The sequence below is a fragment of the Ottowia sp. VDI28 genome (assembly GCF_049532675.1).
GTDB lineage: Bacteria > Pseudomonadota > Gammaproteobacteria > Burkholderiales > Burkholderiaceae_C > Ottowia.
The window spans coordinates 2,085,409-2,108,802 of sequence record NZ_CP149820.1 but is presented as its reverse complement, the minus strand read 5'-3'; the positions used below and the strand labels follow the sequence as shown (position 1 = coordinate 2,108,802).

The following is a 23,394-nucleotide window of genomic DNA, read 5'->3' as shown; positions in this document are numbered from 1 at the left end:
TCAAAAATCGGGGTCATACGTTGGGACTGGCGCGCCGCGCGGTCGGGCAGCCCCGGATCTGCTCAGGGGCTCCCCGCTATCGGTCCAGGACTGGAAGCCGCCATCGAAAGCCAGCGCCACGCTGCCGACACGGCCCTGCCGGTTCTTGGCGAAATCGGCTTCGATGACCTTGCCGCCCATATCGGCTATGTGGCTCAGGCTGAGGAAGATCACGACGTCAGCGTCTTCCTCGATCGCGCCGGATTCCTTCAGGTCGGATAGCTGGGGCTTGCCGCCTGGGCGCTTTTCGACCTCGCGGCCGAGTTGGGACAGCGCCAGGATCGTGATGCCAAGCTGCTTGGCCAAGGTCTTGAGCCCGCGGCTGATCTCTTCAATCTGGTGGTGCCGCTTGTCGGCAGTCTTGCGAGAGCCGCAAAGTTGGATGTAGTCGAGCACCAGCAGCTTGATGCCTGACTGACGAACCAGGGCCCGGGCCTTCGCTTGGATGTCGGCCAGCGTCAGCGCCGGCTGATCGTCCAGGTATAGGGGCAGCGTGCGCATCCGATTCACGGCGTCCGTCAGGCGCGGCCACTCGCAATCCCTGAGGTTGCCCGTCACCACGTTGTCCAGCAGGATCCGGCCCACGTTGCAGCCCACACGGTCCATGAGATCGGCCGTGGGCATTTCCTGCGAGAGGAACGCCGCGCCCTGGCCACGCTCGGCCAGGTTGATGCAAAGTTGCATCGCCAGAGACGACTTCCCGATCGCGGGGCGCGCCGCCAGGATGATCAGCTTGCCCGGCCGCCAGCCGCCGTTCAGTCGCTTGTCGATGGAAGGGATTCCGGTCCTGGTGCCGGGCTCGATCCGCCCTTCGTGGAGGTCCTGGATGCGATCGCACAGCGCGGCAGCCATATCGCCCACGTGCACCGGCACCTGCCGGCTGCGGTTGATGGCCAGCGCCTGCAGAGTGCCTTGCGCCTTGTCCAGGCGGTCGGCGACAGCAAGCCCGGGCTCCATGGCGATCTCGCGCACTTCTGCGGAGGCCTCGATCAGCCCGCGCATCAGTGCTCGCTCGGCTACCACCTCGGCGTAACGTCGGGCATTGGCCAGGCTGTAGGGCACCGCGGCCAGCTCGTTCACGAAGGCCACCGTCATGTCTTCGGCTTCGCCGGCATGCTCGAGGTCGGTCCAGACGCTGACCACGTCCGCCGGCTTGGATGCCAGCACCAGCCGCGTGATCGCGGCGAAGATCCGCGAGTGCCGGCGGTCGAAGAAATGATGGGGCTCCAGGATGTCGCCAACCATGTCCCAGGCGTCCGCGTTGAGCATCAGCGAGCCCAGCACAGCGGCTTCCGCCTCGGGGGACCACGGAAGAGCCGATGGGTCGATGTCATTCGGGTGCATGACCACTCCCTTGCTGCTTAGACGCAATGTGAGCGTCAAGCGCCTGCTTGTGCATCAGGCCCCCGCTAGTCCACACCACGCCCGATTCCCCGAGGAACCACAGCTTGAACCAGTTTCCCTTCACCGCCGTGGCGAAGTGGCTCGGCCAGTCGATGTACCGCTTGCGTTTGCCCTTCTCGCCCTCGGTGTAGCGTTCGCGAAACTGCACCCAGGCGATCTGCAGCATCTCCGGTGCAATGCCCGCATCCTGAGCCCAGCGTCGCACGGCGTGATCGTCGGGAATGGGCTTGACGCCAGCGGTCCGGCATTCGACGAGGTAGGCCGACAGCGGGCGGGCTTCCCCTTTCGCCCTTCTCGGCTTAGCAGGAGCGGGAGGGGGTGGCGTGTCAGCGCCCTCCCCCTCTGAACGTAGTGAAGAGGGGTTATTACTCTTCTCTTCTCTACTCTTCTCTGTGGTGACGCCGTCACGTGACGCGTCACTTTTTTCCGTCACACCGTCACGTGACGAATTTTGGGACTGTGAGCGAGGCGAATCCCCGCCCTTTTCTTTCTTGCGCTCCCGATACTCCTTCGAGCGCTGCGAACCGCTCTTGGCCCCTGTAGAACGGCTCTCCTGCACGGTGTTGTGCTCAAAGAAGTTAGGAAACCGCACCCCGCCGTCCGGCAATTCGTCCAGCCAGCCGGTGTCACGCATGGCCTTTCCAAAGCCTGGCACGCCTGCCATGGCGTCGACCTCAAACAGGGTCGCGTCACGCAGTACACCGTCGTGCGCGGCACACTCGTTGACCATCGTCCACAACGGAACCAGAGCACCCACCGTGACGCGCGTCACGACCGTCACGTGACGCATCGTGACGCCGCGTGACGATTCCTGCGTGACACCATCGTTTCCGTACCATTCAAGGAAATCCGGGTCGACCAGCAACAGCCTTGCCATCGCGATGACACGGGGATTGGTCAAAAGGCTTCCGCGCATGCGAATCCACGCCTCAGCCATGCGGCAACCCCCGCTCCTGTGCCATGCGGGCACGCACAGCATCGGATCGCCCCTTGATCAACTCTTCCATGCGGAGGCGGTGCCGTTCGGCCTGGCCGCGGGCACCAAAGTCTCCGGTCCGCTCCCAGACCAACATTTCCCGCTGGATCTGCAGGCCTTCGATCTGGATCAGCAACTCGCGCTCCTGGTCTTCCAGGGAAAGCGGCTCAGCGTGCGCGCCGAAGCTGACGACGGTCACCGGTACCATGGCCGGCTCGGCACCAGCCTGCGTCACTGTGGCGGTTTCTATGGTGGTACGCATCAGGCCACCTCCGGCAATGAAATCTGGTGTCCGCGGCGGCATTCGAACTCGATACGCGCACGAGCAATAGCAAGGTACTCGGCCTCGCGTTCAATGCCAGTGAACCGGAATCCCTCACGGATGGCAGCTTTCCCGGTGCTGCCGCTACCCATGTACGGATCCAGCACCACGCCACCGTGCGGCGTCACGAGCCGACAGAGGTACGCCATCAGGTCGGTAGGCTTGACCGTGGGGTGGATGTTTGCGCGCGTTGGTTGGCGCATTTCTCCAGTCCCTTCTTTCCAGCGGCTATCGAATTGCTCCGCACCGCCGCGCCTCTGCTCAAACCCATCCAGCCCCTCATCTCGCTCACGCTTGCTCGCCTTGGCGCAGTAGAAGAAGCGTGCGCCGCTGCCGGTGTCGCCGCGCGGCTCGGTTGCCGGGCGCCCACCGAACTGGCCGTACACGTTGTTGGTTTTGCTGCTTGGCTCGTCGCCACTGACGGCGCCCTGCTGCCCCTTGGACTGGGGAAAGCACGCCACTACGTCATCGCTGCCGTCGTGGATTACGTTTGCTGGCCAGCGGCCGCCTGGATGCGGCTGCGCGACGATGCCAGGGCCGCGAGCCTCGGTATCATGGCGCCGTGGCATTCCGCCGGCTCCAGTATTCGGTGGCATGGACTCGCTTGGCACCCGGCAGGCGTCGATGTTTAGGGCCCCTGTCCCATGCTCGGTCCAATTCGCCGCCACGGTGCCCGCCAGCGGCTTGCGCGCCATGGTGATGGGCTCCAGCGCCGGCTTGAGCGCGGTGCCGCCCCACTCACCGTTGTGCGACTTCGGGAAGCCCGAGCCATAAACCCAAGCGATTAAGTCGCGAATCTCAAACCCAGCGTCCTCGATGCGCGTTGCCATGCGGTGCTGGGTGCGCGTGCCCGCGAATGCCAACAGGTACCCGCCCGGCTTCAAGACTCGCAGGCATTCGGCCCAGACCTCAACGGACGGCACGTCGCGGTCCCAGGCCAATCCCATGAATCCCCCGCGCGAGGCGCCGGCCTGAGCGCGACCGTGCGGAGTGTTTTGCCCCTTACTGCTCGGGCCTCCGCCGTTGGACGTAAGCCCATACGGAGGATCAGTGACGATCGAGTCGACGCTGCTGTCGGCGAATGTGCGAAGCAGGGCGCAGCAATCGCCATGAAGTAGCCGATACCTCTCCATCAGGCTGCCTCCGTCACCGGTGGCAGCGCATCGGCATAAGCCCGAGCGAATGTGCGCCACTGCTCAGAGCCAGGCGGAAAGTCGTTGGCCTCTGCATGCGGGATCCGCTGGTGCGCGGCCGCCTCGGCAGCAGCGCGGATGTCCGATGGTGTCAAGGGACGGATGGAATCAGCCATTCGTCGCATCCTCCGTATCCGCAAGCAGTGGATTGCTTCGCGCGCCATTGGTCAGCAAACTTGCCTCATGCAACCACTGATCTGCCTCGTTCTTCAGCGTCATCAAGACCAGTTCATAGCGCTCCATCCTTCGAGCGATCGAAACGGCATCGAAGGCATCCACGATGTACTTCGGCACACGCATACGCATCTCTACGGTGTGGTTTTCCGGATTTCTCGGCTGGGCGTACTGGAATGGCTGCTTTTCATTCATGTGGAGCTCTTGATCTGGGAAATAGAAAGGCGCGCCAGCCCTCAGGCCAGCGCGCAAACCCGCGCCCTGCAGGAGGAGGAGGGAGGAGAAACTGGGCGCGGGGGAAACTGGGTTGCGGACTGGCAGGCTTGGCTCTTAGCCAAGGTGGTGCTCTGGGGAATGGCAAGGGAAATGCCACCCGGGAGTGACGGGTTCGGCCTCCGCGGCAGCACAGAGCAGGGCAGCGGCTCTGGCGGTTCCTGGCGGTGATCAGCCATGAGCCACCTCGGCGTAATGGGTGCCCGCTCTGCCTTGGGCTACGATGGAAATCCCCACGACACCATCAATCGCCACAAGGAGAGCGGACATGACCAAGTGCCCACGCTGCGAGCAGGACATCACCCAAATCGACATGAAAGAGATCACGGGCACAGCGAGTGGCCCGAAACACTGGAAGTGCATCGCGTACACCTGCCCTCACTGCTCAACTCTGATATCGGTGCAAATGAATCCCCTGGCGTTGAAAAACGACATCCTGAGTGGCGTACAGGCGCTTCTGGCCGCCCAACCGATTCGCTACTAGCCACGCGCGGGGTAAACCGAGCGCGCAAGCTGGCGAACTCGGCGGGAGAGAACGACAGTTGCCTGTCACCGACATCAAGTACCGCACGGCCGTCCGGTAGTTCCGTCAGGGTGATTGGTCGACCTGGCAGTGCCTCATACGTGGACGGGGCCTCACGAAGGGCGGCCGCCTGGACTGCCTCGTACATCGCCTGCATGCTCGCCTTGGCTCCGCCTGAAGGCGAGCGAGGCGGGCGAGCTACTTCTACGGAAGCTGCGTCGGGTTCGGCGGGCGGCTCAAACCCTGCAAATCTCAGAAGCGCTTCCGCAATTGGCTGTACTTCTGTCAGCTTGATCTGTTCAATCCGGCGCGCGCTCTTCAAAACGTGTGCCAGATCCTCAAGGCGTTTCCAGTCGTCGTCTTGGAGCCACTGCTTGTTCTTCCAGACGGTCAACAACCCGATCACGTGCAGCGCGCGGTCCTGGCGCTTAATCTTTGGTGAGGTCATCTCAGGCCACCTCACCTGTTGGTTCGGGGGTGGGGGGTGAACTCTCCGCAAATTCCTCCACGAGTTCTTCGACGGAGAGCCGGGGATCCGCTTTCGCCAGCCTGGCAAGCAGGTCTACTGTTGGACGTCGACCCTGCCATCTCGTGGCGATCTGCCATAGGTACCCAGGCGAGATCAGACAGCGTTTGGCGAATTCCGATCGTTCGGACCGGCTCATGTGACTATGCAGTTCAGAAAGGCGCATGCCATCAATGATAGCGCCGCGCTAATCATTGTCAACAGCGCTGCGCTACGCCACAGGATTAGCAATGCGCTATGAAATTAGGGCGCTATGAAAACTGTGGAAGAAGTAAGGCGAGAACGCCTGCTCGAGCTCAAGAAAGAGTTCGGCAGTTTCTCAGCCATCAACGAGAAGCTCGGTCGAATCGCCACTGACTCGACGCTAAGCCAGATCGCTAACGGCTCTATCGGGAGCAAGACCAAAAAGCCCAAGACGATGGGCTCGGACCAAGCACGCGCGCTCGAAAACGCTTTGAATAAAACGCGCGGCTGGATGGATACCGATCCGGAGTTGCTGCGAGCCGCCACAAACGTGGTCATGACACTGCCACTGGATCGCGATCCGCTCGAAAGGGCTCTGGCCGCATTGATCGCCGCTGCGATTCCGTTGCCACCAACCGAAAGGAAAGCACTATCAGAAGCGCTTAAGTTGTTGGGCGAGGTACCGGACAGCGATGAGTTGCGGCAGCGTGTGCTCGCGGCGCTTCGTCGCGAATCCCAGAACAACACTGAGCCCCTTCGTGTTGGAAACGGACCAAGGATCTGACCACCCCCGCCCGACTCTACCGGTTAATCCCCATTGTGGTGCACGGTATTAACCATAGGTGGGAGCGCCTTCGGGGACTGTGCAGAAAGAGCGAAAAGGCATGGTGCGCATGCCCTGGAGAATCTGTGATGGGTGCGCTACCGGAGACGTGCGGATTTTCGAGGATCAAATGAAGGAAAAGACCTATGTATCTCAAAGGACTCAAACGCGAGAAAACCAAAGGCCCGAATGAGGTTGCCTTGGACTTTAAAGATCCCCCGGAGCATGAAATTGTTTCCAAAGTCAAACTGGAAAAAATTACTGCATCATTGGTTGATGGATATGTGATTCTAAAAACTGAACTCGAACCACTATCTATAAAAAATGAACACATAGATGCGTTCATTGCGGCGTATCACAACGTCGAAAATCAGCTCAAGCAAAAAGAAAGGCAAGCGGAGAGATTGAGAAACGAAATGCTTGATCGCATCTCCGAATCTCTCAATCTTCCCTTTACGGATCAACTTTCAGAAGACGACTGAAGCTCTTTTTGCGCAATCGCTATGGCGACATCCAATGCATCGGGCGGACCATCACTAATTATCGGGAGATTTAGGTTTCTCGAAACCTGAACCAGCATACGGGCTCTCTCCATTAGTTGCGCGTTTTCTTTCCTACCGTTCCCGACAAGAGTGCACCATAGCGGAAACGCAAAGTTCTGCATGACTGTTCCTTGCGGGAAACCCTCTGTGCGGCCGTCAAGGTAAAGCCTCCACACCTCGCCGTCAGGGCCGAGCAGTTCGAACAGCAATTTATCGGAATCCATATTCACTCCTCACAGTCGCCCATGGGGGCGACTCTTTGTTTTCAGACCGCCAACTCGTCGGTGAGTTGTTCAATTGCCGACACCAAGTTGCGCAGACGGTTCACCTGGCCGGCTAACTCTTCACCCACTGGGGAGGAGCCCGTTAGCTGAGCCCGACCTTGCGCGGTATCGCGGGTCGGCAACCGCATGCGAACCGGCGCGAGGCGATCATGCAGTCGTTGAAGTGCTGCATCAACATCCGAGACAGTCGACTCCAGCTGTATCACTATCGACGGCAATTCCTTCTGTGTAGCCTCGATAGGTGCCTCCGCCGCATAGGCGCGCACGGCCTTCACTTGATTCATCCCTGATTGCATAGCTTCCTTTCCGCCGCCCACTGAGGCGGCTTTCTTACGCCCACAGGATGGTGGGTGGGCAGCAGTCTATCAATTTTATTAGCGCCGCGCTATTGACAAGAAATTAGCGCTGCGCTGATAATTTCCTCCAAGCGCACCACATCGGCAGCGCAAACAGGAGGAACCCAATGGAAGACAGCACCCCATCCACGGGGCACGCCCAGTACCGCCAAATGACCTCAGAGCAGCGCGCTGCCTGGGGCCGGGTTGAATTCGAGACCCGCCAGCGCGACGTCCTTGATCGCAGCGTCGATCCGGACGCCGCGGCAGAGACTCGCCGGCTGAGCATCGGTGCCAGCCGCCGCGTTGTGAACTCCATGGTCCGTCAGGCCGCCCTCGCAAGCCAGCGCAATGAAGCACGCAGGCAGCGCGACGGGCGCACCCAGCCGCCGGCATTCACGAAGGCCCAGATTGCGGACCTCGCCCGCGTGGCCAGGGCAAGCGAGACCGAGCCCAAGGGCCGCCAGTACGAGCGCGACCTGACCGCTCAGCAGCAGGGCTTGGCCAATGTTGGACTGCTGGAGGGCTGGAAATGAGCACCGTGCCCACAGATCGCATTTACAGCAGCACGCACACGGGGCGCGCTCATCGCACTGTCGAATCCGCTTTCCGTGGTGCTGACTATGGGCAAGCCATCTGGCCACCGGAGCAAGAGCCGCCGACGTTCTGGAGCGCGGTGGCGTACTGGGCGGCTCTGGTGTTGTGCGTTCTCACGTTCGTGATGCTCACCGGTTGCGTGAGCGAGGCCGATGCGGATCAAGCGGTTGCCGCCTGGGCAGATGAGCCCCTCCCCCAATCGACAACGCTCGTGTCGAGGAATGGGTTCAAGCCGCCAAGGAGGCGAATCCGTACCTGACTGAGCACGATCTGTCGCGAGTGCGTGCCAGCGCCATGTATCTGGAAGGGGTCCGGCCGTGAAAGAGCGCCCTGTTCTTTTCAGCGCGCCCATGGTGCGTGCACTTCTGGCCGGCACGAAAACCCAAACCCGTCGCATTGTGAAGACAGAGGCCGCAGTGGGGCGAGAGGCTGTGTTCGCGGCGCGCACGGGGAAGAGGCATGCCGAGGTGTTTCTCCTGCCCGAAATGGCCGACCTCGCGGAAGCGCACTGTCCCTATGGGCAGCCAGGTGATCGTCTTTGGGTGCGCGAAGCCATTCGCCTGGTTCCCGACCAGGAGCCCGACGACGGCACTGGCCGTGTGCTTTCGATCTATGCGGCCGACGGCTCGCTGACCGTTGCCGATGCATGGCCGTGGAAGCGCTCCTATCTGCCGCCCATGCATTGCCCGCGTGGCCTCTCGCGCATTGATCTCGAGGTTACTGGTGTGCGCGTCGAGCGACTTCAGGATATCAGCGAGGCCGACTGCTGGGCTGAAGGCATCGAGGAAGTCATTCATGACTTCAGCGACTCATCGCAGTACGACATGGCCCAGCGCCTCGGCTGCTGCTTCGAAGACGCCAAGCCGCTCTATGCGCAGCTTTGGGAATCGATACACGGCGCTAGGTCGTGGGATGCAAATCCTTGGGTATGGGCGCTGTCCTTCCGGAGGCTGCCATGAGAGCCACTGTCATTGCAGCCGCTATCTGGCACGCCATCAGATCGGGCGCCTTTGCGCTGCCATCTCTTCCGGAGGGTGTGACCGAAGGACCGGACGGCACCTATGAGGCCAAGTGCCGCGCATGCGGTGAGCGCTACGAAATCCTGTGCGACCTGGCTGACTTCGACCCGGACTACAGCTACTGCGGCGGAAGCCCGAGGTGTCTGCCATGAGCGACTGCCCTAACTGCCTCAAGCCCGCGCTGACCCGCGAGCACGCTATTGATGCGGCTCGACGCGGCCGGGCCAAGGACCACCACTCCAGCGCCTACCGGTGCCCGGTCGGCAACGGCTGGCACGTGGGCATCATCAGCGGGCTCAAGAAGCCCACCAAAACCATTCACAACAACCACCAACTTGGAGGGCGATATGCCTGAAGAAACCGCGCTTTCCGTCGCACCGCGCCAGCAGTTCGACCTGAGTCCACAGACTTTTGAACAAGCCCTGACCTTCGCCAACTACATGGCCGACAGCGACATGGTGCCCAAGGACTTCAAGGGCAAGCCCGGCAACTGCCTCATTGCAATGCAGTGGGGCATGGAAGTCGGCTTGAAGCCCTTGCAGGCGCTGCAAGGCATTGCCGTCATCAATGGGCGCCCTTCTATCTGGGGTGACGCCTTGCTCGCCCTCGTGCTCTCGTCGCCCGTTTGCAAGGACGTTGAGGAGTTCTACGAGGGCCAGGGCGAAGGCTTCACCGCCGTCTGCATCGCCAAACGGCACGGCCGCGCCGACAAGGTCGGTCGCTTCTCCGTCAAGGATGCCCAAGGCGCGGGCTTGATTGGCAAGCAGGGGCCTTGGTCCCAATACCGTGACCGCATGCTCAAGCAGCGCGCTCGGGCATTTGCGCTGCGCGATCAGTTCGCCGACGTCATCAAGGGCTTGGCGGTGGCCGAAGAGGCGATGGATACGCCGTCCGAGCGATTCATGGGGCCGGTGGATGAAGTGCGCAATGAGCCTGCTCAGTACAGCCAATCCGACTTCGAAGCCAAGTTCCCGGCATGGAAAGACGTGATCGCCAGTGGCCGCAAGAGCGCCGCGGACCTGATCGCTTTCATCGAGGCCAAGGGCAATCCACTGACTGCCGACCAGAAGAAAGCTCTGGAGCACGTCAAGGTGGCAGGGAAATCAGCCGATCAGGCCACGGACGTGCAGCCGAAGGAAAAGCCTTCGCAGACCACCAGCGACGGCGAAATCCTCTTCACGTATGCCCAGGTGGCAGACCGCCTCACCGCCGCTGACTCCGAAGAAAAGCTGGCCGAGGCCGCCAGCCTCATCGCCAGCGTGGCCGATGCAGGCCATCGCGCCGAACTCGGCGCCCTCTACGAGCGCCGCGCCGCTGAATTCGCCAAATAAGGAGCCATCCATGAACATCCAGAACCGCATCACGCACAGCGTCCAGCAAGGCTCCCCTGAATGGGCGCTGCTTCGCGCACGCTATTTCACGGCCTCCGAAGCCCCGGCCATGATGGGCGTCAGCAAATACTCCAGCCGCCAGGATCTGCTGCGCCAGAAGGCCACTGGCATCACCGAGGAAGTGGGCGGCGCGAAGCAGGCCCTCTTCGATCGCGGCCATGCCGCCGAGTCTGCTGCCCGCCCGCTGGCCGAATCCATCGTGGGAGACGAGCTGTTCCCTGTCACGCTTACCGCAGACGTGGACGGCTTGAGTCTGCTGGCCAGCATGGATGGTCTGACCATGACAGATGAACTCTCATGGGAAACCAAGCTTTGGAACGAGAAGCTGGCAGCTGACGTCGAGAAAGAGACACTCGCCGATCACTACACGGTCCAAATGGATCAGCAGCTGCTCGTGAGCGGCGCGAGCCGGTGCTTGTTCACATGCTCGGATGGCACGCCAGAGCGTACGGTGTCGTGCTGGTACGAGACGACGCCTGAAAAGATCGAGCGCCTGCTCGCCGGATGGCGGCAGTTTGCGGAGGATCTGGCGAACTACACGCCCGATGCGCCCAAGGCTGATCCCGTCGTGCCTGCGCCGCAGGAAACCCTGCCTTCCGTCAGCGTCCAGATGAATGGCCAACTGGCAATCGTCTCCAACCTGCCGTCATTCGGCCAGGCGCTGAAGTCGTTCATCGTGCGCATTCCAGCGAACCCAAGCACCGATCAGGAATTCGCCGATACAGAAGCGGCCTGCAAGCGCCTGAAGCGTGCCGAGGAAGAGCTCGAATCGGCGGAAGAGCACGCCCTTGCCCAGATGGCCGATGTGAACGCCATGCGCCAACTGGTAAAGGAGTTCCGCGAGCTGGCACGCACCACGCGCCTGCAGCGTGAGAAGCTGGTGGCGCTGCGCAAGGAACAGATCCGCGGCGAACTGGTGGCCGCCGGCCAAAACGCCTTGGCTGCCCATGTTGTGAGCCTGAACAAGCGCCTTGGCAAGAACTACATGCCCAATGTCCAGGCGGACTTCGGTGGCGTCATCAAGGGCAAGCGCACCGTCGATAGCCTGAAGGATGCGATCAATACCGAACTGGCCCGGGCCAAGATCGCCGCCAACGAAATCGCCGATCGGATCCAAGTGAATCTGGAAACGCTCCGCACGCTGGCCGCCGACCACGTTTTCCTGTTCGCCGACACGGCCAGCATCGTGCTCAAGGCGCCTGATGACCTGGAGGCGCTGGTGAAGTCTCGCATTGCCGAGCACAAAGCCAAGGAGGAAGCCAAGCTGGAAGCCGAGCGCGAGCGCATCCGCAAGGAAGAGCAAGAGAAGGTTCGCGCCGCCCAGCAGGACGAAGACGAAACGATTGAAGCCATATGGAGGCATGCCCGGCGCATCGAGGGCAATCGGGTTGGCTACGTGCAGAAGGCTATAGGTTATTTCGAATCCGGCCCAGGCAAATTTGCCGACGATCCGCGTCCACGTGTAGCCGCTGCTGTCGCCGAAGCGCGCGCCGAAATGCAGGTGAAGCTCAAAGAGGCGCAGGCGCACGAGGATGCAGAACGCGCCCAGTGGCAAGCGGAAGAAGCCGAGCGCAAGCGCCGCGAGGCCCTGCTGCAGAACGAGAAGTCCGCCCAGGCCGATATCGAACAGGCCGTCCAGCAAGGCGAACTGGCCGCACCGCTTGCGCAAGACATCCGGGCCATTCAGGACGATCTGACGGCCGCTCCAGTATCGCGCGAAGCGATCAGCAACGCGCAGCGCACGGCCGCGGCGGCACCAGGCGCGCCCGAGGGTCAACCGACCCTGCGCATCGGCCACATCGCGGACCGCTTGGGCTGGTCGATGACTGCCGAGCAAATGCGCACATTGGGTATTGAGCCGGCCGCAAAGGAACGCGGCTCGGTCCTGTACCACGAGTCGCAGTTTCCCACCCTCTGCGATGCGATCGCACGCCGCGCCCTGGAAGCCAAGGCTGCGCACTCTCAGCACGCCACCGCCTGACCTCGCCACCACCCCAAAGGAACAGCCATGAACAAGAAATTCCCCACCCCTCAAGCCTTCTCCGAGAAGCCCTATGTCGCCATCCCCATGGCCCAGGTGGAGAGCCATCAGATCGCTTGCATAGGGTTTTGCGCCGACACCAACACCCTGGCCGTGCGATTCCTCCGCGGCGATGCTGAGTACCACTACCCAGGTGTTTTGCCGGAAACCCATCAGGCTTTCATGGATGCGGAGTCCAAAGGCGCCTTCTTCGAGCAGCACATCAGGCCGCTTGGGTTTGAGAAGTTCCGGCCGCCAGCGCCGGAGGGTGATGGGCTGCAGAAGCAGGAAGAGGCAGCCTGATGGCCCAGGACTCCAAAATCGAATGGACAGATCACACGTTCAACCCGTGGGAAGGCTGCCAGAAGGTGAGCCCAGGCTGTGACCACTGCTACGCGGAGACGCGTAATGCTCGGTTCGGCGGTGGTCAGGCGGTCAACTGGGGCCCGGGCGCACCGCGGCGCCGTACAAGCGCCAGCAACTGGAACAAGCCCAAGGTATGGGACGCTGCGCATGCGGAGTTCTTCGCCCAGCACGGTCGCCGTCAGCGCGTGTTCTGCGCCAGCCTAGCCGATGTGTTCGACAACGCCGTGGATCCGACTTGGCGTGCTGACCTGTTCACCCTCATCGAGGCCACGCCAAATCTCGACTGGCTGCTGCTGACGAAGCGGATCGGCAATGCGGCTGACATGATGTTCCTTGCACGTGGCGGGCACCTGCCGCTGCTCCCGAATGTCTGGATCGGCGCCACGATCGTGAATCAGGAGGAAGCCGACCGCGACATCCCCAAGCTGCTATCCGTACCCGCCAGCGTGCGATTCCTCAGCATGGAGCCGCTGCTGGGTCCCGTGGACCTCACAGATCTCGTCCAGAAAGTAGGCCCTGGCGAGCACCACTTCAGCGCCCTTGAATGCGACGTTGAGACCGAGGATGACCAGTGGGGTGGCGCGACGATCGATTGGGTCATCGTCGGCGGTGAGAGCGGCCCAGGTGCGAGACCCATGAGCATCCCGTGGGCGCGAGAGCTTCGCGACCAATGTGTCTCTGCTGGCGTTCCATTCTTCTTTAAGCAATGGGGTGAATGGGCTCCATCAAGGAGATATCAAAGCGAGGTTCCTGGGACGTTTGCATTTGGCGACTACAAGGATGATCGCGAGCGGTTCGTCAGGACCGGCCACTACCCTAGAGCCTTCACCAGTTTTGGGGCCCGCTGCATCCTTGAGCAAGTCGGCAAGAAGGCCGCTGGCCGCCTGCTGGACGGCCGCACATGGGACGAGGTGCCGGCGTGACTACAGCCGCCTTTGCCGCCCTCTCCGGCCCCACCGCGCGCGCCGTGGCGGCCGTGCGCAAGGTGCATTGCAAGCCACCCACCTACAAGCCAGAGGCGCCTGTCTCGGGTCACATCGCCTGTCCCCGTTGCGGGAGCCGGGTGAATTTCACCGTGGCCGCTGACGGCTATACCTCTGGCCGCTGTGTCGCGGCAGCCTGCATCCGATGGAGTCGCCAATGAGCACCCATGAAGACCATATCCTGATGGTAGAGGACTGCATCAAACGGGAATCGAAGCTGACCGACTGGGAGCGGGGCTTCATTGACAGCCTCTCCCACCAGCTTGCTGGCGGCCGCCCACTCACTGACAAGCAGGCCGCGACGCTCGACGAGATCTGGGAGCGCGTCACATGACCACCCCCACACCCCAAGACTATGCCCTGAAGCCCTGCCCTTTTTGCGCAGGCGCGGAAATATTCATTGAGCCTGACGAGCGCGGCAGTGGTGGGCAATGGGTCGGCCCTGTTCACGTCGGCTGTAAAGCTTGCGGTTGTCAATTGTGCGCCGATGATGAAAGCAAGGCGGTAGCGCTGTGGAACCGTCGCGCTCCTCAGTCTGGCTGGATCAGCGTTGATGAGCGTTTGCCGGAGCAACGAGAGCGCGCACGACATGTTGTCGCGATCTGGAAGAAAACATATGCAGCAGATTCCAACTATCCGGGAGAAGGTGTGCGCCGAGTCGTCCAGGACTGGGTAGTTAGGACTTGGCCCCAGAACTTCACTCGCTGGTCCGAACTGCCGCCCCTCCCTCCATCAACCAAGGGAGCCGAGTAATGGCCCAGCGATGTGAACACTGCAAACATTGGGTGGATACGGTCTTCAAGGGTCAATCCGCCTCCGGCTATGGCGTCTGGTACGGAGACTGCCAACACCCAAAAACGGCACGCGATGACAACCGCCACAGCCTCTATTTGGCCTGCCCGGCATTTCAGGCTGGCGTGCATCCAAACAGCCTCAACGCGGCAAGGGCTGACATGCCTCCATCAACCAAGGGAGAGCCGACATGCGAACACCGCTAGCCGGCAAAGCTTGGTTCGAAGCCAGGGGGCGGCGGGCGTACTCGCTGGGTTTACCGATGAACCACAACCGACACGAGCAGCAGCGCTGGCCTATGTGGGCACGCTGCGCCTGGGCTCGCGGCTGGCTCTTCCAGCAACCGAGCCGCCAACTCACCGAGTCCATCGTGAGCAGCTTCGAGGAAGAGGCCGAGCGCACCGGCACGACGCTGCGCGCCACGGTGGATAGATTCCTGGCGTCCACCAAGGGAGAGAGCACCAATGGCTGATCCTCTGAAAGAAGCCTTGAACTGGTACGCCGAAATGGCAAAACAGATGCAGAAGGCTTGCCTGCACCAAAGCAGCCAAACCATGTTGGCACTGATGAAGGAACTGGCGCTGGACGGCGGGAAGCGCGCCAAAGAAGCGATAGCAAAGGAGCTCCAATCATGAACACCAATACCAATGCCGCCCCACATGAATGCTGGTCCACTAACGGCGCGGATTTCGACCACGATACCCTTGGCGACCTCCTGGAATCATATATTGACTTGAAACCCGGCGATGTAGTCTACCGAGCCGAGGCACACCCCCGACCACGCGACAACTGGTCAATGCTGATGATGTTATCGAGCGGATTGGGGAGCGTGCCTACGACATCGGCGGCGAATACGCCGAAGACTACCCGGAATGCACGAAAGAACAGGCGGAGAAGCTGCAAGCCCTCTTAGAGCAGTGGCTATCCGAGTGTCCTGCGCCGAGATTTTATTCCGTCAAAAACTCCCAGCCATACACATTGGACGACGGGGATTTCGAATGAACACCAATACCAATGCCACCCTTGCTCAACGTCTTCGGGACGCATGCTCATCGGTACGCAGCAAGTCGTACCCACTGAGCGATCTGATCCCGCTCATGCAGCAAGCAGCAGATGCACTATCCACCGCAGCACAGCCGCCAGCAGGAAAGGTGATGGTGCCCATTGAGCTTGCAGAGCGCGTGCAGGAGACCATGGGCGAATTCCTGATGGATCACGGCTGGCGGCAGCAGGACATGGACACCTCCGACGATTTCGGCGCTCTGCTCGCAGCTGCTCCCAAGGCAGCCAAGGCAGAGCCAGTGCAGCAGCACGGCACCTCCGCCTGGAAGGACTATGCACAGCACCTTGAATACTGCCGGTCGTGCGCGGAGGACTCAGTTGGATCGTGCAGCGAGGGTGTTTCGCTCAAGTCCGCTGCCGAATCTGCGCCTGTGCAGCCTGAAGTGCCATTGACCGCCGACGATCTGCGCGAGCCGAAGAACGGCGCGAACTGGCGCGTCGAGTGGTGGAACGAGTTGTGCCGAATGATGCTGCCAGCAGACATGAGCCTGGATAGCTATCGGTCATACAAGAACGGCACCTTTATGTTCACGCTCAAGGCGCGGCCCCTTCCTCCCGCTCCAAAGGAGTGAGCCATGGCAATGCAGAGTAACCTCAAGCTAGCCGACCTGAGCACCATGGGTGCGCCCTCAGAAGCAGTGTCACTGAACGATGAACAGTGGGTCAGCGACGCATGGATCGAATCCATCGCTTCGCGCCAGTTCGAATTGCAGCGCCTGGCGGTGTTCGCAGCCAAAGCCCAAGACCGGATCGCCCTGCCGATCAAGGACGAACTACTGGCCTTGACTGAATGGCTCGGAGATGGCTGCCCTGGTGGCCCATGGCACGGCGTTGAGCTCGTCAACAACATCATGAACATTCTGGAAAAGCGCAGTGATGCGAAAGCAGACCTGCTGGCTCCAAAGGAGTGAGCCCATGACATGCAACGCCGAAGAAACGCGCTGGCTCATGGAATGGGCGGTGTTCCTTTTAATCATTCTGGCCTTCGGCATCGCGGGGGCATACCGCTGGGCCAAGAGCGCTCCCAAGGAGATTCCAAATGACCAATGATCCCTCAACCAAGCCAGCGAAGGTAACCCACAAAGGCCTCCGCCATGCCTACGCCGGCCTCAAAGATGCCGATTTCTTCGCCCACATCGACGATTGCGGTGGGTGGCCTCTCGCCTACCCCTATGTCGGCTTCGCGCATTCAGAAAAGCGCGAGGCGGCTTTCACGATGGAGCATGTACACAACGGGTGGTGGACCACGCTCTACCACCGAGACGACTACCTGATGTGGAAGCTCAGCCCGGAGGCGTGGGAGCGGATCTTCGCCGCTGTGCGGGACGACATCGCCGCACGTACGAAATGTCTTGCTCACCCAAAATACGGCCCCAGCGTAAAGGGGCGGCTAAGCGGCGCGCCAACAGCGCTGCACCCAGAGTTCAGGGCCGCCGCTGTACGAGACATCCTCAAACGATCGGAGAAATTCTGATGATCGTCGCAGCAGCCGTCAAGATCAACGGCGCCATTATCACGATGTCACGTCCCGCGCGGCATGCGGACATCCTGCGTCAGATCTCGGGCCTATACGGACCAGGTGAGCGCCCTGGGTGGACGTATGAAGCAGAGGAGCAAGGCTTCCTCACTGATGACGGCGTATTCCTTAACCGGCGAGCCGCCTACCACCACGCCCATATATGCGGCCAGGGCACGCCCCGGCGCCGCGTCTCTTCCAGCGATTACGCCGGAGACGAACTCTATTCGGAGGACCTATGGTGAACAAATCTGACACCACAAGCCTGATCCGCGCTGCAGGCGGAATCGTCCATGGTGACGGCAACATCTTCTTCAAGAGCGCCGCACAGTTCATTGATGCAGCCTCCCGTGCCCAGGCTGATGAATGGTCAGCGTACCTGGAAAACGGGGAAACAACGTTCGAGAAGTTCATGAGCGTGCGCAATGACGCAGATGCTCTGCAAGAGCTGTACATGAAATCGAAGAAGGAGGTCGAATGCTTGCGTGCCCAGGCAGCGCAATCGGTGCCGGAGGGGTGGCGGGAGAAGTTCTCGGAAGCGGTATACGAAGACCTCGCCGCCGCCGATAACCAGGATGTTCCTCTGGAGGAGTACCCGGCCCGAATCCTGAAAGTGCTGGATTCCATCGTTGGGCCACGTCACCCTACCGTGGTGCAATGGAGAAACGATGCGATTCGGGCGTGCATCGAAATAGTGAAGAGGTACGGTGCTGGCACTACTGCATACCAAGAGCGGGATATGGCGGCCTTGATCACCGCCGCCCCGAGCGCGCCAGCACCCGAGGCCGCCTTGCAGGAGCTGGTGAACATCTCTCAGGAACTGGGCCTATACGAAGACATGGCGAGCGCGCCAGCAGCACCGGCAGCGCCTGCTGTAGCGGGGCCGGACTTGGAAGCGATGCGCCACCGTGCAAACGAGTGGGCCGACATGGCGATCAATGGGCTGCAGTGGCTGCGGAACATCGTCGATGGCATCAGCGACCCGAAAACGGCCCTGGAGAATATGGAGTCGAATCTCGTGCACTGCCGCGAAGTGGATGGCAGTGCCACCCAACCCACCGGAGTGCCAGCACAGGGGGATGCGGAGGATGCGGCGCGATACCGCTGGTGTCGTAGTCAGGCTGAGTTTTTTTCCATGGTGATTGACGGGACTGGATTACTGACCGCCGATCATGCTGAAGCGGACGCCGCTATTGACGCCGCCATCGTCCAGACCAAGGAGAGTGGATCGTGAGCCGCCCTGACTACTGCCCGGTGGGCAATGAGCCCTGCCAATCAATGTGCGAAGAGCCATGTAGCTGGACGCCGAAGACGAAGGCTGGAAAGCTTCAGGCCGCCCTTGATCTACTGGCGGGCCTGCATCCTGGCTTGACGGTCGATGACCCGATGGAGGCGGCGCAGCGGATCTTCGATCATGTGCAGGCCGAGCAGGCTGAACACCGTCGAGAGCGCGAAAACGACCGCCTCAATATCGCGGCGCGCGATTCGCTGATCCGCCGATTGCGCGCCCAGGCCAAGGAAGGAGGCAAGCATGCTTAATGACAACGAAGAAGACCTGCCCCGCCTAAGAGATGAACTCTTCGAGGCGCAGTGTGACTGCGCCTCGCTCAAACGCAGGGTGGAGCGGCTGGAGACTTTACAGCGCGCCCGACATCAGAAGGATTTAGCGGCTTGGCTGGCGCAGCAGGTCAAGGAAGGAAAGCAGCTATGAACGATCAAGAAGCCCCCTCGCTCGTCTCCCAGATGGTGGTCTTCGAGAAATACGGCGCCCGCCTGGACACCGATCAACTGGCCGAGTTGCTTGGCCAGACCCGTGGTGGCATCCTGAATCAGATCAGCGCCGGGACTTTCCCGATCCCGACTTATCACGAGGGGAAGCGGCGTTTTGCCGACTTCCGCGACGTGGCGGCCCATCTGGACTCTTTGCGGAAGCAGGCGCGCCAGAACCACCAGCAGGCCCAAGGTGCAGGTCTTCCGGCTTGAGCTGCGTGTAACGCTTCATCGTCTCCCACTTCTTATGGCCGCTCACAAGGGCCACTTCCGGGATCTGGTAGCCGTATTCAAAGAGCCTGGAGACACCTTCGTGGCGCATATCCCGCAGTTGCAGGTCAGGGATGGAGAGAGCTTGGCATGCCTCTCGGAAGTATTTGCTGATCGTCTGAGGGTGTATGGGGAAGATGCGACCCTCCCGGGTAGCCTGCTCTTGAATCAGCTCCCAGGCGCCATGCAGCAATGGGATCTGCTCATCGTTGGCCTTCTTCTGCCGCGGGTGCTTCCGCTGCCGAATCATGACGAGTTTCCGCTTCTCGTCCACGTCTTCCCAGACGATTCGGCATACCTCGGCGCGGCGCATTGCCGTCGTCACAGCAAACTTCACCGCATCGGCATAGACCTTGCCACGCTCCCTGGCCAGCCACGCCAGAACGCCTGAAAGCTCATCATCGTTCGGACGGCGCTCGCGCCTCCCTCCCCGCCGATCAGCCCGAGGTGGTTCAGGGCCGGCCTGGATTGAGCAACGATGTCCGGTATGGCCAGGTGCTTGACGCCGAACACCAAACGCAAGACTGTTCCCAGTTTGCCGATATCCATGTTGATGGTGTACGGCCCGGCCCCGTCCTCAGCACGCTCCCGGCAGAACTCAATCAGGTCTTCCGTCGCAAGCGTGAGTGAGTCCTTTTCACCCATATGGGCTGCAAGGCGTTTGAGCTGGTAGTGCTCGTTGCTGTCATCAGCCACCGGTCGTGAGTTTGCCCGTAGGCGCCGATAGTCTGAAATCACATCACGAACCCGGTAAGCGTTCCCGATCAGGTTTCGCGCTTCTGGCCGCTTTCCCGCGTCGAGTTGCGCCTCGACAGATCGTGCCCAGCGTTCGGCCTCCGCCTTTGTGGCGAATGTGCCGTTGTAAGATGGATGGCCTTTGCGGCGCACCTGAACGCGCCACCGGTCTTTGATCTGAAGAAATGCAGCCATAGGTCAATTACTACGTGTAGTAATCGTGTAGTAGCTGCCAAATGATACATGGTGATTTTGGGTGATTCCCAATGATCCTCTTCAGAGGAAACCCGGATACAATGCCGCACCCGGCCGCCGTAGTTCAATGGATAGAACGAGCGCCTCCTAAGCGCTAGATACAGGTTCGATTCCTGTCGGTGGTACCAGAAAAGCTCTTCGTTCCCAAGAACTTACATGGTGCTCACTGGGTAGATGGGACATGAGTGGGACAAACTGAGGGTGCTATACGTAGCGACTCGGTAGCACTCAGCTCTTTCTCTCAAGCCTACGACCCGCCGAACGCTCCGTTCCAATCTGATCATGCGACTGACAACCGCCTCGGTCATTGCTTCTGCTTCGCTGCTGGTCGGCTGCCAGGCCATGATGTATGGCACCGCAGCCGATCTCAACAAACTCTCGATCGGTATGACACGCCCGCAGGTGATTGAAACCCTGGGCACGCCCACCACCGTTCACGCAGACAGCGACAAGCGCGAGGAATACCTGGTTTATAGGCGTATGTCGCACGTCGTCTCCTGGGAGCCACAAAACTATCAAGTCACCTTCCGAGACGGCAAAGTGGTTCGCTACGGAGAGCAAAGCACCGAGAACAGCGGCAACCGATAACTGAATCGAAGGTAAGGCCAGAGTGGTGCCCTTTTCGGTGCGCCGTCGGGGATAAGAGCGTCGATCTGCAGGTTGCCACACCCCAAGTCGTCGCTGAACCACTGGGCAAACGAGGCGGCTAACTTGGGAAGCGACCAGGTGCGCCACCTCCGCCGCGGCGAGTCTTCAAATGCGGAGTATCCCCGTATTTGCATTTGTTCCGCCTAAGTCTTTGATTTTATTCAATCCAGGCAGAAAACCAGGATTGCTATATCTTCATCGCGACGATCAACCCCTGGATTTCACTGACCTATCTGTGACATGGCGCGGCTATGATGTAAGACAATGTTTCTTGCAGGAGATAGGGAAATGTTGGTTGAGTGCAGCGCATCTTCGCCACCAACGGCAGAGGCGAATTTCGAAAAACGAGTGAATGGGCCTGATGGCGGAATGGTGAGCGCCTGGCTAGCAGGTCGGGAGTTAAGCAGTCAGCGCCCGGATCTAGCTGCCGCTGCGACGGCAAATGAATTGCCAATCCTGGCTTTCGCCGGTGGAGTTGAGCGCAAGATCAAACTGCAAGAAAAGCTGGGCGCATTGCAATACGTAGCGATGTGGCAGGGACTCAGGGGGGATGACCTGAGGGTCAACCTGTCAGAAGAGTCAGTTCTTATGTGCTCAAAACATGGGGTCAGGGTGAGATTCACCGCCGATTGGAGAAAACTCGCCAGTGCTGAGGACACACCATGACCGAGAATCCATCTATCAAACGTACTCTTGACACACGAAAGCGCACCCGCGCCTACCAAGTGCTAGAGGGAATCGTTACTGGAATTGTTGCCGATGGCCACCTTCACGACATGGAGGTGAGCATGCTCAGAACATGGCTCGCGGAGAATGCCGAGGTTGCGTCAACATGGCCAGGCTCAGCCATCGCAAAGCTAATTGACGACTCCCTGGCAGACGGAATATTGGATGCCGACGAGCGAACACATCTATTAGTAACGCTTCAGGGGCTAGTGGGTTCAGATTTTTCGGAGTCTGGTGCAACCACTCCGGATGTCGCCGCACTTCCATTTGACAATGGACTCGCTGTAGACCTCCGAGCGTGCGGGGTTTGTCATACCGGTGAATTCCTTTATGGCACCCGAGCGGCGTGCGAACGGTTGACGGAAAAAATGGGCGGGCTACCTTTGTCCACGATATCCAAAAAGGTAAGTTACCTTGTCGTAGGGACTCATGTGTCGCCAGATTGGGTGACGCAGTCCTATGGAAGAAAGATTATGCAGGCCATGGAGCTAAAGGGAAAAGGCCATGGATTGGCAATCATTCCTGAACGCGGTTGGTTAGCGGCTGCTGAGTGCCTATAGCCTCCTCCCGGCCCCCCATAAGCACAGGCGCTATTTGAGCGCGAAAAGCCCTGCAGGTTGAGGTAGTAGGAGATAAAAAATCAGATCAGATCTACTGCTTCTTTTAGCTCATCTGCGGAAAATGGTAGACCATGTGCATCTAATATCTCCACCAATTTTATCGCTGAGAATTCTGGATTTTTCCATCGCTCTCTCATTCGCTTAATCGCACTCAGACAACCAATTTTGTGCAGATGAATCTGATTAAGCAAAAAAGTATCCGGATGCTGGATTTCAATGTTGTACTTGGCTAACTCGGCAAGTGGGAAATCATCAACATTGAAGCTCACAATTGCATCCGCATGACCCGCAATGGCTGCAGCCACCACATGTCGGTCATCTTGGTCTGGTAAGACTATTGATGGGACCAATCCCTCATAGTTTTCTACCAAACAATCCGGAACAGCTCGATTCATAACCCTTACGACGTCTGCAAGTTTATGCGCGATATCGGGTCGATTTTTTGCGAGATTCCTAGTCCACTCCTCGTGAATTTGATTGGTCCAGCGCGCATGATAGAGACCAGCGGTAGCCAAAGACATCAGTGTATCCCTGAGCAACGAAGGATAAAGGACATTTGCGTCCAAGATTACTGTGTAACGCGCTGAACCCGCCACTCATAGCTCCAACTTAAGTTCTCCGGATAGGTCTGCAAGCTCTTGCATTGCGTCTTCCGACTGCTTTCTTTGACGCTCGCTATATTTCTTAATTTCAGAAAACTCTATTCGTCGATGCGTTCCAACGAGTCTGCACGGTATCTCACCAGCTTCGACTAACTTAATCAAGAATGGCCTTGATATATTCAAAAAATTGGCCGCATCTTGCGTTGACATTTCATGTCGTTGCGGAATTAAAACTAACGGCTCGCGCTTTCCCATTTGCCGCAACACGTCGGCAAAGAATCGAAGTGCTCTAGGTGGAAGCTCCAGAACTGGGGCAGGATGATTTTCAACCGTTCCCCCCCTTCAATCGTTACCTTAATGACCTCGGCATTCGAGTGATCAAGCGCAGCAACCAAACAATTGTGCGCAACGCGAGCCATTTCAGCTTCTGCAACACTTGGTTGATCCAGCACATCATGCGCCTTCATATCGGTACTCCTAGTGATAGCAAGCATCAATTGCCTTGCAACGCAAATTTAGCACGCATTCGAAATAAACGCAATAAGCGCAATAAGTAGATCATTTTGGCTCGCGGCCGCGCTTGCGTGAACTGACCCATACCAGTCGCCTCTCAAGCAAGGCCGCTACGCCGCCTCCGGCTTGCA

The 23,394-nt window shown here is 59.9% G+C and carries 41 protein-coding genes, 1 tRNA gene and 1 pseudogene; 30 read left to right on the top strand and 13 right to left on the bottom strand.

The features are described 5' to 3' along the window. Genes WJU18_RS10125 through WJU18_RS10100 form a run of 6 tightly spaced genes read right to left on the bottom strand, consistent with a single transcriptional unit; the run spans position 1 to position 4,303 of the window. Positions 1-1,383, bottom strand: coding sequence for a replicative DNA helicase (locus WJU18_RS10125; protein WP_423459952.1), 1,383 nt, complete (start codon positions 1,381-1,383; stop codon positions 1-3). After that, positions 1,370-2,380 (bottom strand): hypothetical protein, encoded by a 1,011-nt coding sequence (locus WJU18_RS10120; protein ID WP_423459951.1) that lies wholly within the window; start codon positions 2,378-2,380, stop codon positions 1,370-1,372. Before WJU18_RS10120 ends, WJU18_RS10125 begins: the two co-directional genes overlap by 14 nt. Continuing rightward, positions 2,373-2,681: a hypothetical protein gene (locus WJU18_RS10115; protein ID WP_423459950.1), complete on the bottom strand. Its 309-nt coding sequence runs from the start codon at positions 2,679-2,681 to the stop codon at positions 2,373-2,375. Before WJU18_RS10115 ends, WJU18_RS10120 begins: the two co-directional genes overlap by 8 nt. After that, the gene (locus tag WJU18_RS10110) at positions 2,681-3,874 is read right to left on the bottom strand and encodes a DNA-methyltransferase (protein WP_423459949.1); all 1,194 of its coding nucleotides are present in this window, start codon (positions 3,872-3,874) and stop codon (positions 2,681-2,683) included. The genes WJU18_RS10115 and WJU18_RS10110 overlap by 1 nt, the downstream gene beginning before the upstream one ends. Then, on the bottom strand, positions 3,874-4,050 hold the full coding sequence (locus WJU18_RS10105; protein WP_423459948.1) for a hypothetical protein: 177 nt from the start codon (positions 4,048-4,050) through the stop codon (positions 3,874-3,876). The genes WJU18_RS10110 and WJU18_RS10105 overlap by 1 nt, the downstream gene beginning before the upstream one ends. After that, positions 4,043-4,303 (bottom strand): hypothetical protein, encoded by a 261-nt coding sequence (locus tag WJU18_RS10100; protein ID WP_423459947.1) that lies wholly within the window; start codon positions 4,301-4,303, stop codon positions 4,043-4,045. Before WJU18_RS10100 ends, WJU18_RS10105 begins: the two co-directional genes overlap by 8 nt. Before the next feature lie 346 nt (positions 4,304-4,649). Here WJU18_RS10100 and WJU18_RS10095 point away from each other — a divergent pair, with 346 nt between their 5' ends. From WJU18_RS10095 to WJU18_RS10085, 3 genes are all read left to right on the top strand, one after another. Next, positions 4,650-4,865, top strand: a complete 216-nt coding sequence (locus tag WJU18_RS10095; RefSeq protein ID WP_423459946.1) for a hypothetical protein — start codon at positions 4,650-4,652, stop codon at positions 4,863-4,865. An 818-nt stretch (positions 4,866-5,683) separates the two neighbouring features. Then, positions 5,684-6,178, top strand: coding sequence for a hypothetical protein (locus WJU18_RS10090; protein ID WP_423459945.1), 495 nt, complete (start codon positions 5,684-5,686; stop codon positions 6,176-6,178). Between the two features lie 185 nt (positions 6,179-6,363). Next, a complete protein-coding gene (locus WJU18_RS10085; RefSeq protein WP_423459944.1) occupies positions 6,364-6,699 on the top strand; it encodes a hypothetical protein in 336 nt (111 codons plus the stop codon). On the opposite strand, the gene WJU18_RS10080 is transcribed toward WJU18_RS10085, so the two are convergent. Further along, positions 6,678-6,983: a hypothetical protein gene (locus WJU18_RS10080; RefSeq protein WP_423459943.1), complete on the bottom strand. Its 306-nt coding sequence runs from the start codon at positions 6,981-6,983 to the stop codon at positions 6,678-6,680. The genes WJU18_RS10085 and WJU18_RS10080 overlap by 22 nt on opposite strands. Positions 6,984-7,024: 41 nt before the next feature. Continuing rightward, positions 7,025-7,327, bottom strand: coding sequence for a hypothetical protein (locus tag WJU18_RS10075; RefSeq protein ID WP_423459942.1), 303 nt, complete (start codon positions 7,325-7,327; stop codon positions 7,025-7,027). 179 nt (positions 7,328-7,506) lie between these two features. Between WJU18_RS10075 and WJU18_RS10070 the strand changes: the two genes are divergently transcribed. The 23 genes from WJU18_RS10070 (at position 7,507) to WJU18_RS09960 (ending at position 19,107) form a co-directional block, all read left to right on the top strand. Then, a complete protein-coding gene (locus WJU18_RS10070; protein WP_423459941.1) occupies positions 7,507-7,914 on the top strand; it encodes a hypothetical protein in 408 nt (135 codons plus the stop codon). Continuing rightward, entirely contained in the window at positions 7,911-8,234 is a 324-nt protein-coding gene (locus tag WJU18_RS10065) for a hypothetical protein (RefSeq protein WP_423459940.1), read from the top strand. Before WJU18_RS10070 ends, WJU18_RS10065 begins: the two co-directional genes overlap by 4 nt. A gap of 58 nt (positions 8,235-8,292) precedes the next feature. Next, positions 8,293-8,934, top strand: a complete 642-nt coding sequence (locus WJU18_RS10060) for a hypothetical protein (protein ID WP_423459939.1) — start codon at positions 8,293-8,295, stop codon at positions 8,932-8,934. After that, positions 8,931-9,146 (top strand): hypothetical protein, encoded by a 216-nt coding sequence (locus tag WJU18_RS10055; RefSeq protein ID WP_423459938.1) that lies wholly within the window; start codon positions 8,931-8,933, stop codon positions 9,144-9,146. The genes WJU18_RS10060 and WJU18_RS10055 overlap by 4 nt, the downstream gene beginning before the upstream one ends. Further along, positions 9,143-9,349, top strand: coding sequence for a hypothetical protein (locus WJU18_RS10050; protein WP_423459937.1), 207 nt, complete (start codon positions 9,143-9,145; stop codon positions 9,347-9,349). Before WJU18_RS10055 ends, WJU18_RS10050 begins: the two co-directional genes overlap by 4 nt. Beyond that, positions 9,342-10,325 carry a hypothetical protein gene (locus tag WJU18_RS10045; RefSeq protein WP_423459936.1) on the top strand — a complete coding sequence of 328 codons (984 nt, stop codon included), beginning with the start codon at positions 9,342-9,344 and terminating at the stop codon, positions 10,323-10,325. The genes WJU18_RS10050 and WJU18_RS10045 overlap by 8 nt, the downstream gene beginning before the upstream one ends. A 10-nt stretch (positions 10,326-10,335) precedes the next feature. Then, positions 10,336-12,366, top strand: a complete 2,031-nt coding sequence (locus WJU18_RS10040) for a YqaJ viral recombinase family protein (RefSeq protein ID WP_423459935.1) — start codon at positions 10,336-10,338, stop codon at positions 12,364-12,366. Positions 12,367-12,393: 27 nt separating this feature from the next. Next, positions 12,394-12,708 (top strand): KTSC domain-containing protein, encoded by a 315-nt coding sequence (locus WJU18_RS10035; protein WP_423459934.1) that lies wholly within the window; start codon positions 12,394-12,396, stop codon positions 12,706-12,708. Continuing rightward, positions 12,708-13,694 (top strand): phage Gp37/Gp68 family protein, encoded by a 987-nt coding sequence (locus WJU18_RS10030; protein ID WP_423459933.1) that lies wholly within the window; start codon positions 12,708-12,710, stop codon positions 13,692-13,694. The genes WJU18_RS10035 and WJU18_RS10030 overlap by 1 nt, the downstream gene beginning before the upstream one ends. Next, positions 13,691-13,915 (top strand): hypothetical protein, encoded by a 225-nt coding sequence (locus WJU18_RS10025; RefSeq protein ID WP_423459932.1) that lies wholly within the window; start codon positions 13,691-13,693, stop codon positions 13,913-13,915. The genes WJU18_RS10030 and WJU18_RS10025 overlap by 4 nt, the downstream gene beginning before the upstream one ends. Next, complete coding sequence (locus WJU18_RS10020) at positions 13,912-14,088, top strand: hypothetical protein (RefSeq protein WP_423459931.1); 177 nt, start codon at positions 13,912-13,914, stop codon at positions 14,086-14,088. Before WJU18_RS10025 ends, WJU18_RS10020 begins: the two co-directional genes overlap by 4 nt. Next, positions 14,085-14,507 (top strand): Lar family restriction alleviation protein, encoded by a 423-nt coding sequence (locus WJU18_RS10015; protein ID WP_423459930.1) that lies wholly within the window; start codon positions 14,085-14,087, stop codon positions 14,505-14,507. Before WJU18_RS10020 ends, WJU18_RS10015 begins: the two co-directional genes overlap by 4 nt. Before the next feature lie 229 nt (positions 14,508-14,736). Then, positions 14,737-15,018 carry a hypothetical protein gene (locus tag WJU18_RS10010; RefSeq protein WP_423459929.1) on the top strand — a complete coding sequence of 94 codons (282 nt, stop codon included), beginning with the start codon at positions 14,737-14,739 and terminating at the stop codon, positions 15,016-15,018. Next, positions 15,011-15,181: a hypothetical protein gene (locus WJU18_RS10005; RefSeq protein WP_423459928.1), complete on the top strand. Its 171-nt coding sequence runs from the start codon at positions 15,011-15,013 to the stop codon at positions 15,179-15,181. Before WJU18_RS10010 ends, WJU18_RS10005 begins: the two co-directional genes overlap by 8 nt. 363 nt (positions 15,182-15,544) lie before the next feature. Continuing rightward, the gene (locus WJU18_RS10000; protein ID WP_423459927.1) at positions 15,545-16,180 is read left to right on the top strand and encodes a hypothetical protein; all 636 of its coding nucleotides are present in this window, start codon (positions 15,545-15,547) and stop codon (positions 16,178-16,180) included. Positions 16,181-16,183: 3 nt separating this feature from the next. Continuing rightward, on the top strand, positions 16,184-16,519 hold the full coding sequence (locus WJU18_RS09995) for a hypothetical protein (RefSeq protein WP_423459926.1): 336 nt from the start codon (positions 16,184-16,186) through the stop codon (positions 16,517-16,519). A 4-nt stretch (positions 16,520-16,523) separates the two neighbouring features. Next, positions 16,524-16,658 (top strand): hypothetical protein, encoded by a 135-nt coding sequence (locus tag WJU18_RS09990; RefSeq protein WP_423459925.1) that lies wholly within the window; start codon positions 16,524-16,526, stop codon positions 16,656-16,658. Continuing rightward, positions 16,648-17,082, top strand: coding sequence for a hypothetical protein (locus WJU18_RS09985; protein WP_423459924.1), 435 nt, complete (start codon positions 16,648-16,650; stop codon positions 17,080-17,082). Before WJU18_RS09990 ends, WJU18_RS09985 begins: the two co-directional genes overlap by 11 nt. Then, positions 17,082-17,369 carry a hypothetical protein gene (locus WJU18_RS09980; protein ID WP_423459923.1) on the top strand — a complete coding sequence of 96 codons (288 nt, stop codon included), beginning with the start codon at positions 17,082-17,084 and terminating at the stop codon, positions 17,367-17,369. Before WJU18_RS09985 ends, WJU18_RS09980 begins: the two co-directional genes overlap by 1 nt. Further along, the gene (locus tag WJU18_RS09975) at positions 17,363-18,358 is read left to right on the top strand and encodes a hypothetical protein (protein WP_423459922.1); all 996 of its coding nucleotides are present in this window, start codon (positions 17,363-17,365) and stop codon (positions 18,356-18,358) included. Before WJU18_RS09980 ends, WJU18_RS09975 begins: the two co-directional genes overlap by 7 nt. Continuing rightward, complete coding sequence (locus WJU18_RS09970) at positions 18,355-18,663, top strand: hypothetical protein (protein ID WP_423459921.1); 309 nt, start codon at positions 18,355-18,357, stop codon at positions 18,661-18,663. Before WJU18_RS09975 ends, WJU18_RS09970 begins: the two co-directional genes overlap by 4 nt. Beyond that, entirely contained in the window at positions 18,656-18,835 is a 180-nt protein-coding gene (locus WJU18_RS09965) for a hypothetical protein (RefSeq protein ID WP_423459920.1), read from the top strand. The genes WJU18_RS09970 and WJU18_RS09965 overlap by 8 nt, the downstream gene beginning before the upstream one ends. Next, on the top strand, positions 18,832-19,107 hold the full coding sequence (locus WJU18_RS09960; protein WP_423459919.1) for a hypothetical protein: 276 nt from the start codon (positions 18,832-18,834) through the stop codon (positions 19,105-19,107). Before WJU18_RS09965 ends, WJU18_RS09960 begins: the two co-directional genes overlap by 4 nt. A 52-nt stretch (positions 19,108-19,159) precedes the next feature. On the opposite strand, the pseudogene WJU18_RS09955 reads toward WJU18_RS09960, so the two are convergent. Next, positions 19,160-19,477: pseudogene (locus tag WJU18_RS09955) on the bottom strand (tyrosine-type recombinase/integrase); the annotation flags it as partial. A gap of 20 nt (positions 19,478-19,497) precedes the next feature. Beyond that, positions 19,498-20,094 carry a hypothetical protein gene (locus WJU18_RS09950; protein ID WP_423459918.1) on the bottom strand — a complete coding sequence of 199 codons (597 nt, stop codon included), beginning with the start codon at positions 20,092-20,094 and terminating at the stop codon, positions 19,498-19,500. A gap of 113 nt (positions 20,095-20,207) precedes the next feature. On the opposite strand from WJU18_RS09950, the gene WJU18_RS09945 reads away from it, so the two are divergent. From WJU18_RS09945 to WJU18_RS09930, 4 genes are all read left to right on the top strand, one after another. Then, positions 20,208-20,282 (top strand) — tRNA-Arg (locus tag WJU18_RS09945). A 154-nt stretch (positions 20,283-20,436) separates the two neighbouring features. Further along, entirely contained in the window at positions 20,437-20,742 is a 306-nt protein-coding gene (locus tag WJU18_RS09940; RefSeq protein ID WP_423459917.1) for an outer membrane protein assembly factor BamE, read from the top strand. 348 nt (positions 20,743-21,090) lie between these two features. Continuing rightward, positions 21,091-21,468, top strand: coding sequence for a hypothetical protein (locus WJU18_RS09935; RefSeq protein WP_423459916.1), 378 nt, complete (start codon positions 21,091-21,093; stop codon positions 21,466-21,468). Next, positions 21,465-22,088 (top strand): BRCT domain-containing protein, encoded by a 624-nt coding sequence (locus WJU18_RS09930; protein ID WP_423459915.1) that lies wholly within the window; start codon positions 21,465-21,467, stop codon positions 22,086-22,088. Before WJU18_RS09935 ends, WJU18_RS09930 begins: the two co-directional genes overlap by 4 nt. Positions 22,089-22,168: 80 nt before the next feature. On the opposite strand, the gene WJU18_RS09925 is transcribed toward WJU18_RS09930, so the two are convergent. Genes WJU18_RS09925 through WJU18_RS09915 form a run of 3 tightly spaced genes read right to left on the bottom strand, consistent with a single transcriptional unit; the run spans position 22,169 to position 23,217 of the window. After that, a complete protein-coding gene (locus tag WJU18_RS09925) occupies positions 22,169-22,744 on the bottom strand; it encodes a PIN domain-containing protein (protein ID WP_423459914.1) in 576 nt (191 codons plus the stop codon). After that, positions 22,745-22,960: a helix-turn-helix domain-containing protein gene (locus tag WJU18_RS09920; protein ID WP_423459913.1), complete on the bottom strand. Its 216-nt coding sequence runs from the start codon at positions 22,958-22,960 to the stop codon at positions 22,745-22,747. Between the two features lie 23 nt (positions 22,961-22,983). Next, positions 22,984-23,217: a hypothetical protein gene (locus WJU18_RS09915; protein WP_423459912.1), complete on the bottom strand. Its 234-nt coding sequence runs from the start codon at positions 23,215-23,217 to the stop codon at positions 22,984-22,986. Between the last annotated feature and the right edge of the window lie 177 nt (positions 23,218-23,394).

Bases quoted from the DNA above. Each gene is read 5' to 3' on its own strand.
- WJU18_RS10125 (WP_423459952.1), bottom strand. From the start codon at position 1,383: ATGCACCCGAATGACATCGACCCATCGGCTCTTCCGTGGTCCCCCGAG.
- WJU18_RS10120 (WP_423459951.1), bottom strand. From the start codon at position 2,380: ATGGCTGAGGCGTGGATTCGCATGCGCGGAAGCCTTTTGACCAATCCC.
- WJU18_RS10115 (WP_423459950.1), bottom strand. From the start codon at position 2,681: ATGCGTACCACCATAGAAACCGCCACAGTGACGCAGGCTGGTGCCGAG.
- WJU18_RS10110 (WP_423459949.1), bottom strand. From the start codon at position 3,874: ATGGAGAGGTATCGGCTACTTCATGGCGATTGCTGCGCCCTGCTTCGC.
- WJU18_RS10105 (WP_423459948.1), bottom strand. From the start codon at position 4,050: ATGGCTGATTCCATCCGTCCCTTGACACCATCGGACATCCGCGCTGCT.
- WJU18_RS10100 (WP_423459947.1), bottom strand. From the start codon at position 4,303: ATGAATGAAAAGCAGCCATTCCAGTACGCCCAGCCGAGAAATCCGGAA.
- WJU18_RS10095 (WP_423459946.1), top strand. From the start codon at position 4,650: ATGACCAAGTGCCCACGCTGCGAGCAGGACATCACCCAAATCGACATG.
- WJU18_RS10090 (WP_423459945.1), top strand. From the start codon at position 5,684: ATGAAAACTGTGGAAGAAGTAAGGCGAGAACGCCTGCTCGAGCTCAAG.
- WJU18_RS10085 (WP_423459944.1), top strand. From the start codon at position 6,364: ATGTATCTCAAAGGACTCAAACGCGAGAAAACCAAAGGCCCGAATGAG.
- WJU18_RS10080 (WP_423459943.1), bottom strand. From the start codon at position 6,983: ATGGATTCCGATAAATTGCTGTTCGAACTGCTCGGCCCTGACGGCGAG.
- WJU18_RS10075 (WP_423459942.1), bottom strand. From the start codon at position 7,327: ATGAATCAAGTGAAGGCCGTGCGCGCCTATGCGGCGGAGGCACCTATC.
- WJU18_RS10070 (WP_423459941.1), top strand. From the start codon at position 7,507: ATGGAAGACAGCACCCCATCCACGGGGCACGCCCAGTACCGCCAAATG.
- WJU18_RS10065 (WP_423459940.1), top strand. From the start codon at position 7,911: ATGAGCACCGTGCCCACAGATCGCATTTACAGCAGCACGCACACGGGG.
- WJU18_RS10055 (WP_423459938.1), top strand. From the start codon at position 8,931: ATGAGAGCCACTGTCATTGCAGCCGCTATCTGGCACGCCATCAGATCG.
- WJU18_RS10050 (WP_423459937.1), top strand. From the start codon at position 9,143: ATGAGCGACTGCCCTAACTGCCTCAAGCCCGCGCTGACCCGCGAGCAC.
- WJU18_RS10045 (WP_423459936.1), top strand. From the start codon at position 9,342: ATGCCTGAAGAAACCGCGCTTTCCGTCGCACCGCGCCAGCAGTTCGAC.
- WJU18_RS10040 (WP_423459935.1), top strand. From the start codon at position 10,336: ATGAACATCCAGAACCGCATCACGCACAGCGTCCAGCAAGGCTCCCCT.
- WJU18_RS10035 (WP_423459934.1), top strand. From the start codon at position 12,394: ATGAACAAGAAATTCCCCACCCCTCAAGCCTTCTCCGAGAAGCCCTAT.
- WJU18_RS10030 (WP_423459933.1), top strand. From the start codon at position 12,708: ATGGCCCAGGACTCCAAAATCGAATGGACAGATCACACGTTCAACCCG.
- WJU18_RS10020 (WP_423459931.1), top strand. From the start codon at position 13,912: ATGAGCACCCATGAAGACCATATCCTGATGGTAGAGGACTGCATCAAA.
- WJU18_RS10015 (WP_423459930.1), top strand. From the start codon at position 14,085: ATGACCACCCCCACACCCCAAGACTATGCCCTGAAGCCCTGCCCTTTT.
- WJU18_RS10010 (WP_423459929.1), top strand. From the start codon at position 14,737: ATGCGAACACCGCTAGCCGGCAAAGCTTGGTTCGAAGCCAGGGGGCGG.
- WJU18_RS10005 (WP_423459928.1), top strand. From the start codon at position 15,011: ATGGCTGATCCTCTGAAAGAAGCCTTGAACTGGTACGCCGAAATGGCA.
- WJU18_RS10000 (WP_423459927.1), top strand. From the start codon at position 15,545: ATGAACACCAATACCAATGCCACCCTTGCTCAACGTCTTCGGGACGCA.
- WJU18_RS09995 (WP_423459926.1), top strand. From the start codon at position 16,184: ATGGCAATGCAGAGTAACCTCAAGCTAGCCGACCTGAGCACCATGGGT.
- WJU18_RS09990 (WP_423459925.1), top strand. From the start codon at position 16,524: ATGACATGCAACGCCGAAGAAACGCGCTGGCTCATGGAATGGGCGGTG.
- WJU18_RS09985 (WP_423459924.1), top strand. From the start codon at position 16,648: ATGACCAATGATCCCTCAACCAAGCCAGCGAAGGTAACCCACAAAGGC.
- WJU18_RS09980 (WP_423459923.1), top strand. From the start codon at position 17,082: ATGATCGTCGCAGCAGCCGTCAAGATCAACGGCGCCATTATCACGATG.
- WJU18_RS09975 (WP_423459922.1), top strand. From the start codon at position 17,363: ATGGTGAACAAATCTGACACCACAAGCCTGATCCGCGCTGCAGGCGGA.
- WJU18_RS09965 (WP_423459920.1), top strand. From the start codon at position 18,656: ATGCTTAATGACAACGAAGAAGACCTGCCCCGCCTAAGAGATGAACTC.
- WJU18_RS09960 (WP_423459919.1), top strand. From the start codon at position 18,832: ATGAACGATCAAGAAGCCCCCTCGCTCGTCTCCCAGATGGTGGTCTTC.
- WJU18_RS09950 (WP_423459918.1), bottom strand. From the start codon at position 20,094: ATGGCTGCATTTCTTCAGATCAAAGACCGGTGGCGCGTTCAGGTGCGC.
- WJU18_RS09940 (WP_423459917.1), top strand. From the start codon at position 20,437: ATGCGACTGACAACCGCCTCGGTCATTGCTTCTGCTTCGCTGCTGGTC.
- WJU18_RS09935 (WP_423459916.1), top strand. From the start codon at position 21,091: ATGTTGGTTGAGTGCAGCGCATCTTCGCCACCAACGGCAGAGGCGAAT.
- WJU18_RS09930 (WP_423459915.1), top strand. From the start codon at position 21,465: ATGACCGAGAATCCATCTATCAAACGTACTCTTGACACACGAAAGCGC.
- WJU18_RS09920 (WP_423459913.1), bottom strand. From the start codon at position 22,960: ATGTCAACGCAAGATGCGGCCAATTTTTTGAATATATCAAGGCCATTC.
- WJU18_RS09915 (WP_423459912.1), bottom strand. From the start codon at position 23,217: ATGAAGGCGCATGATGTGCTGGATCAACCAAGTGTTGCAGAAGCTGAA.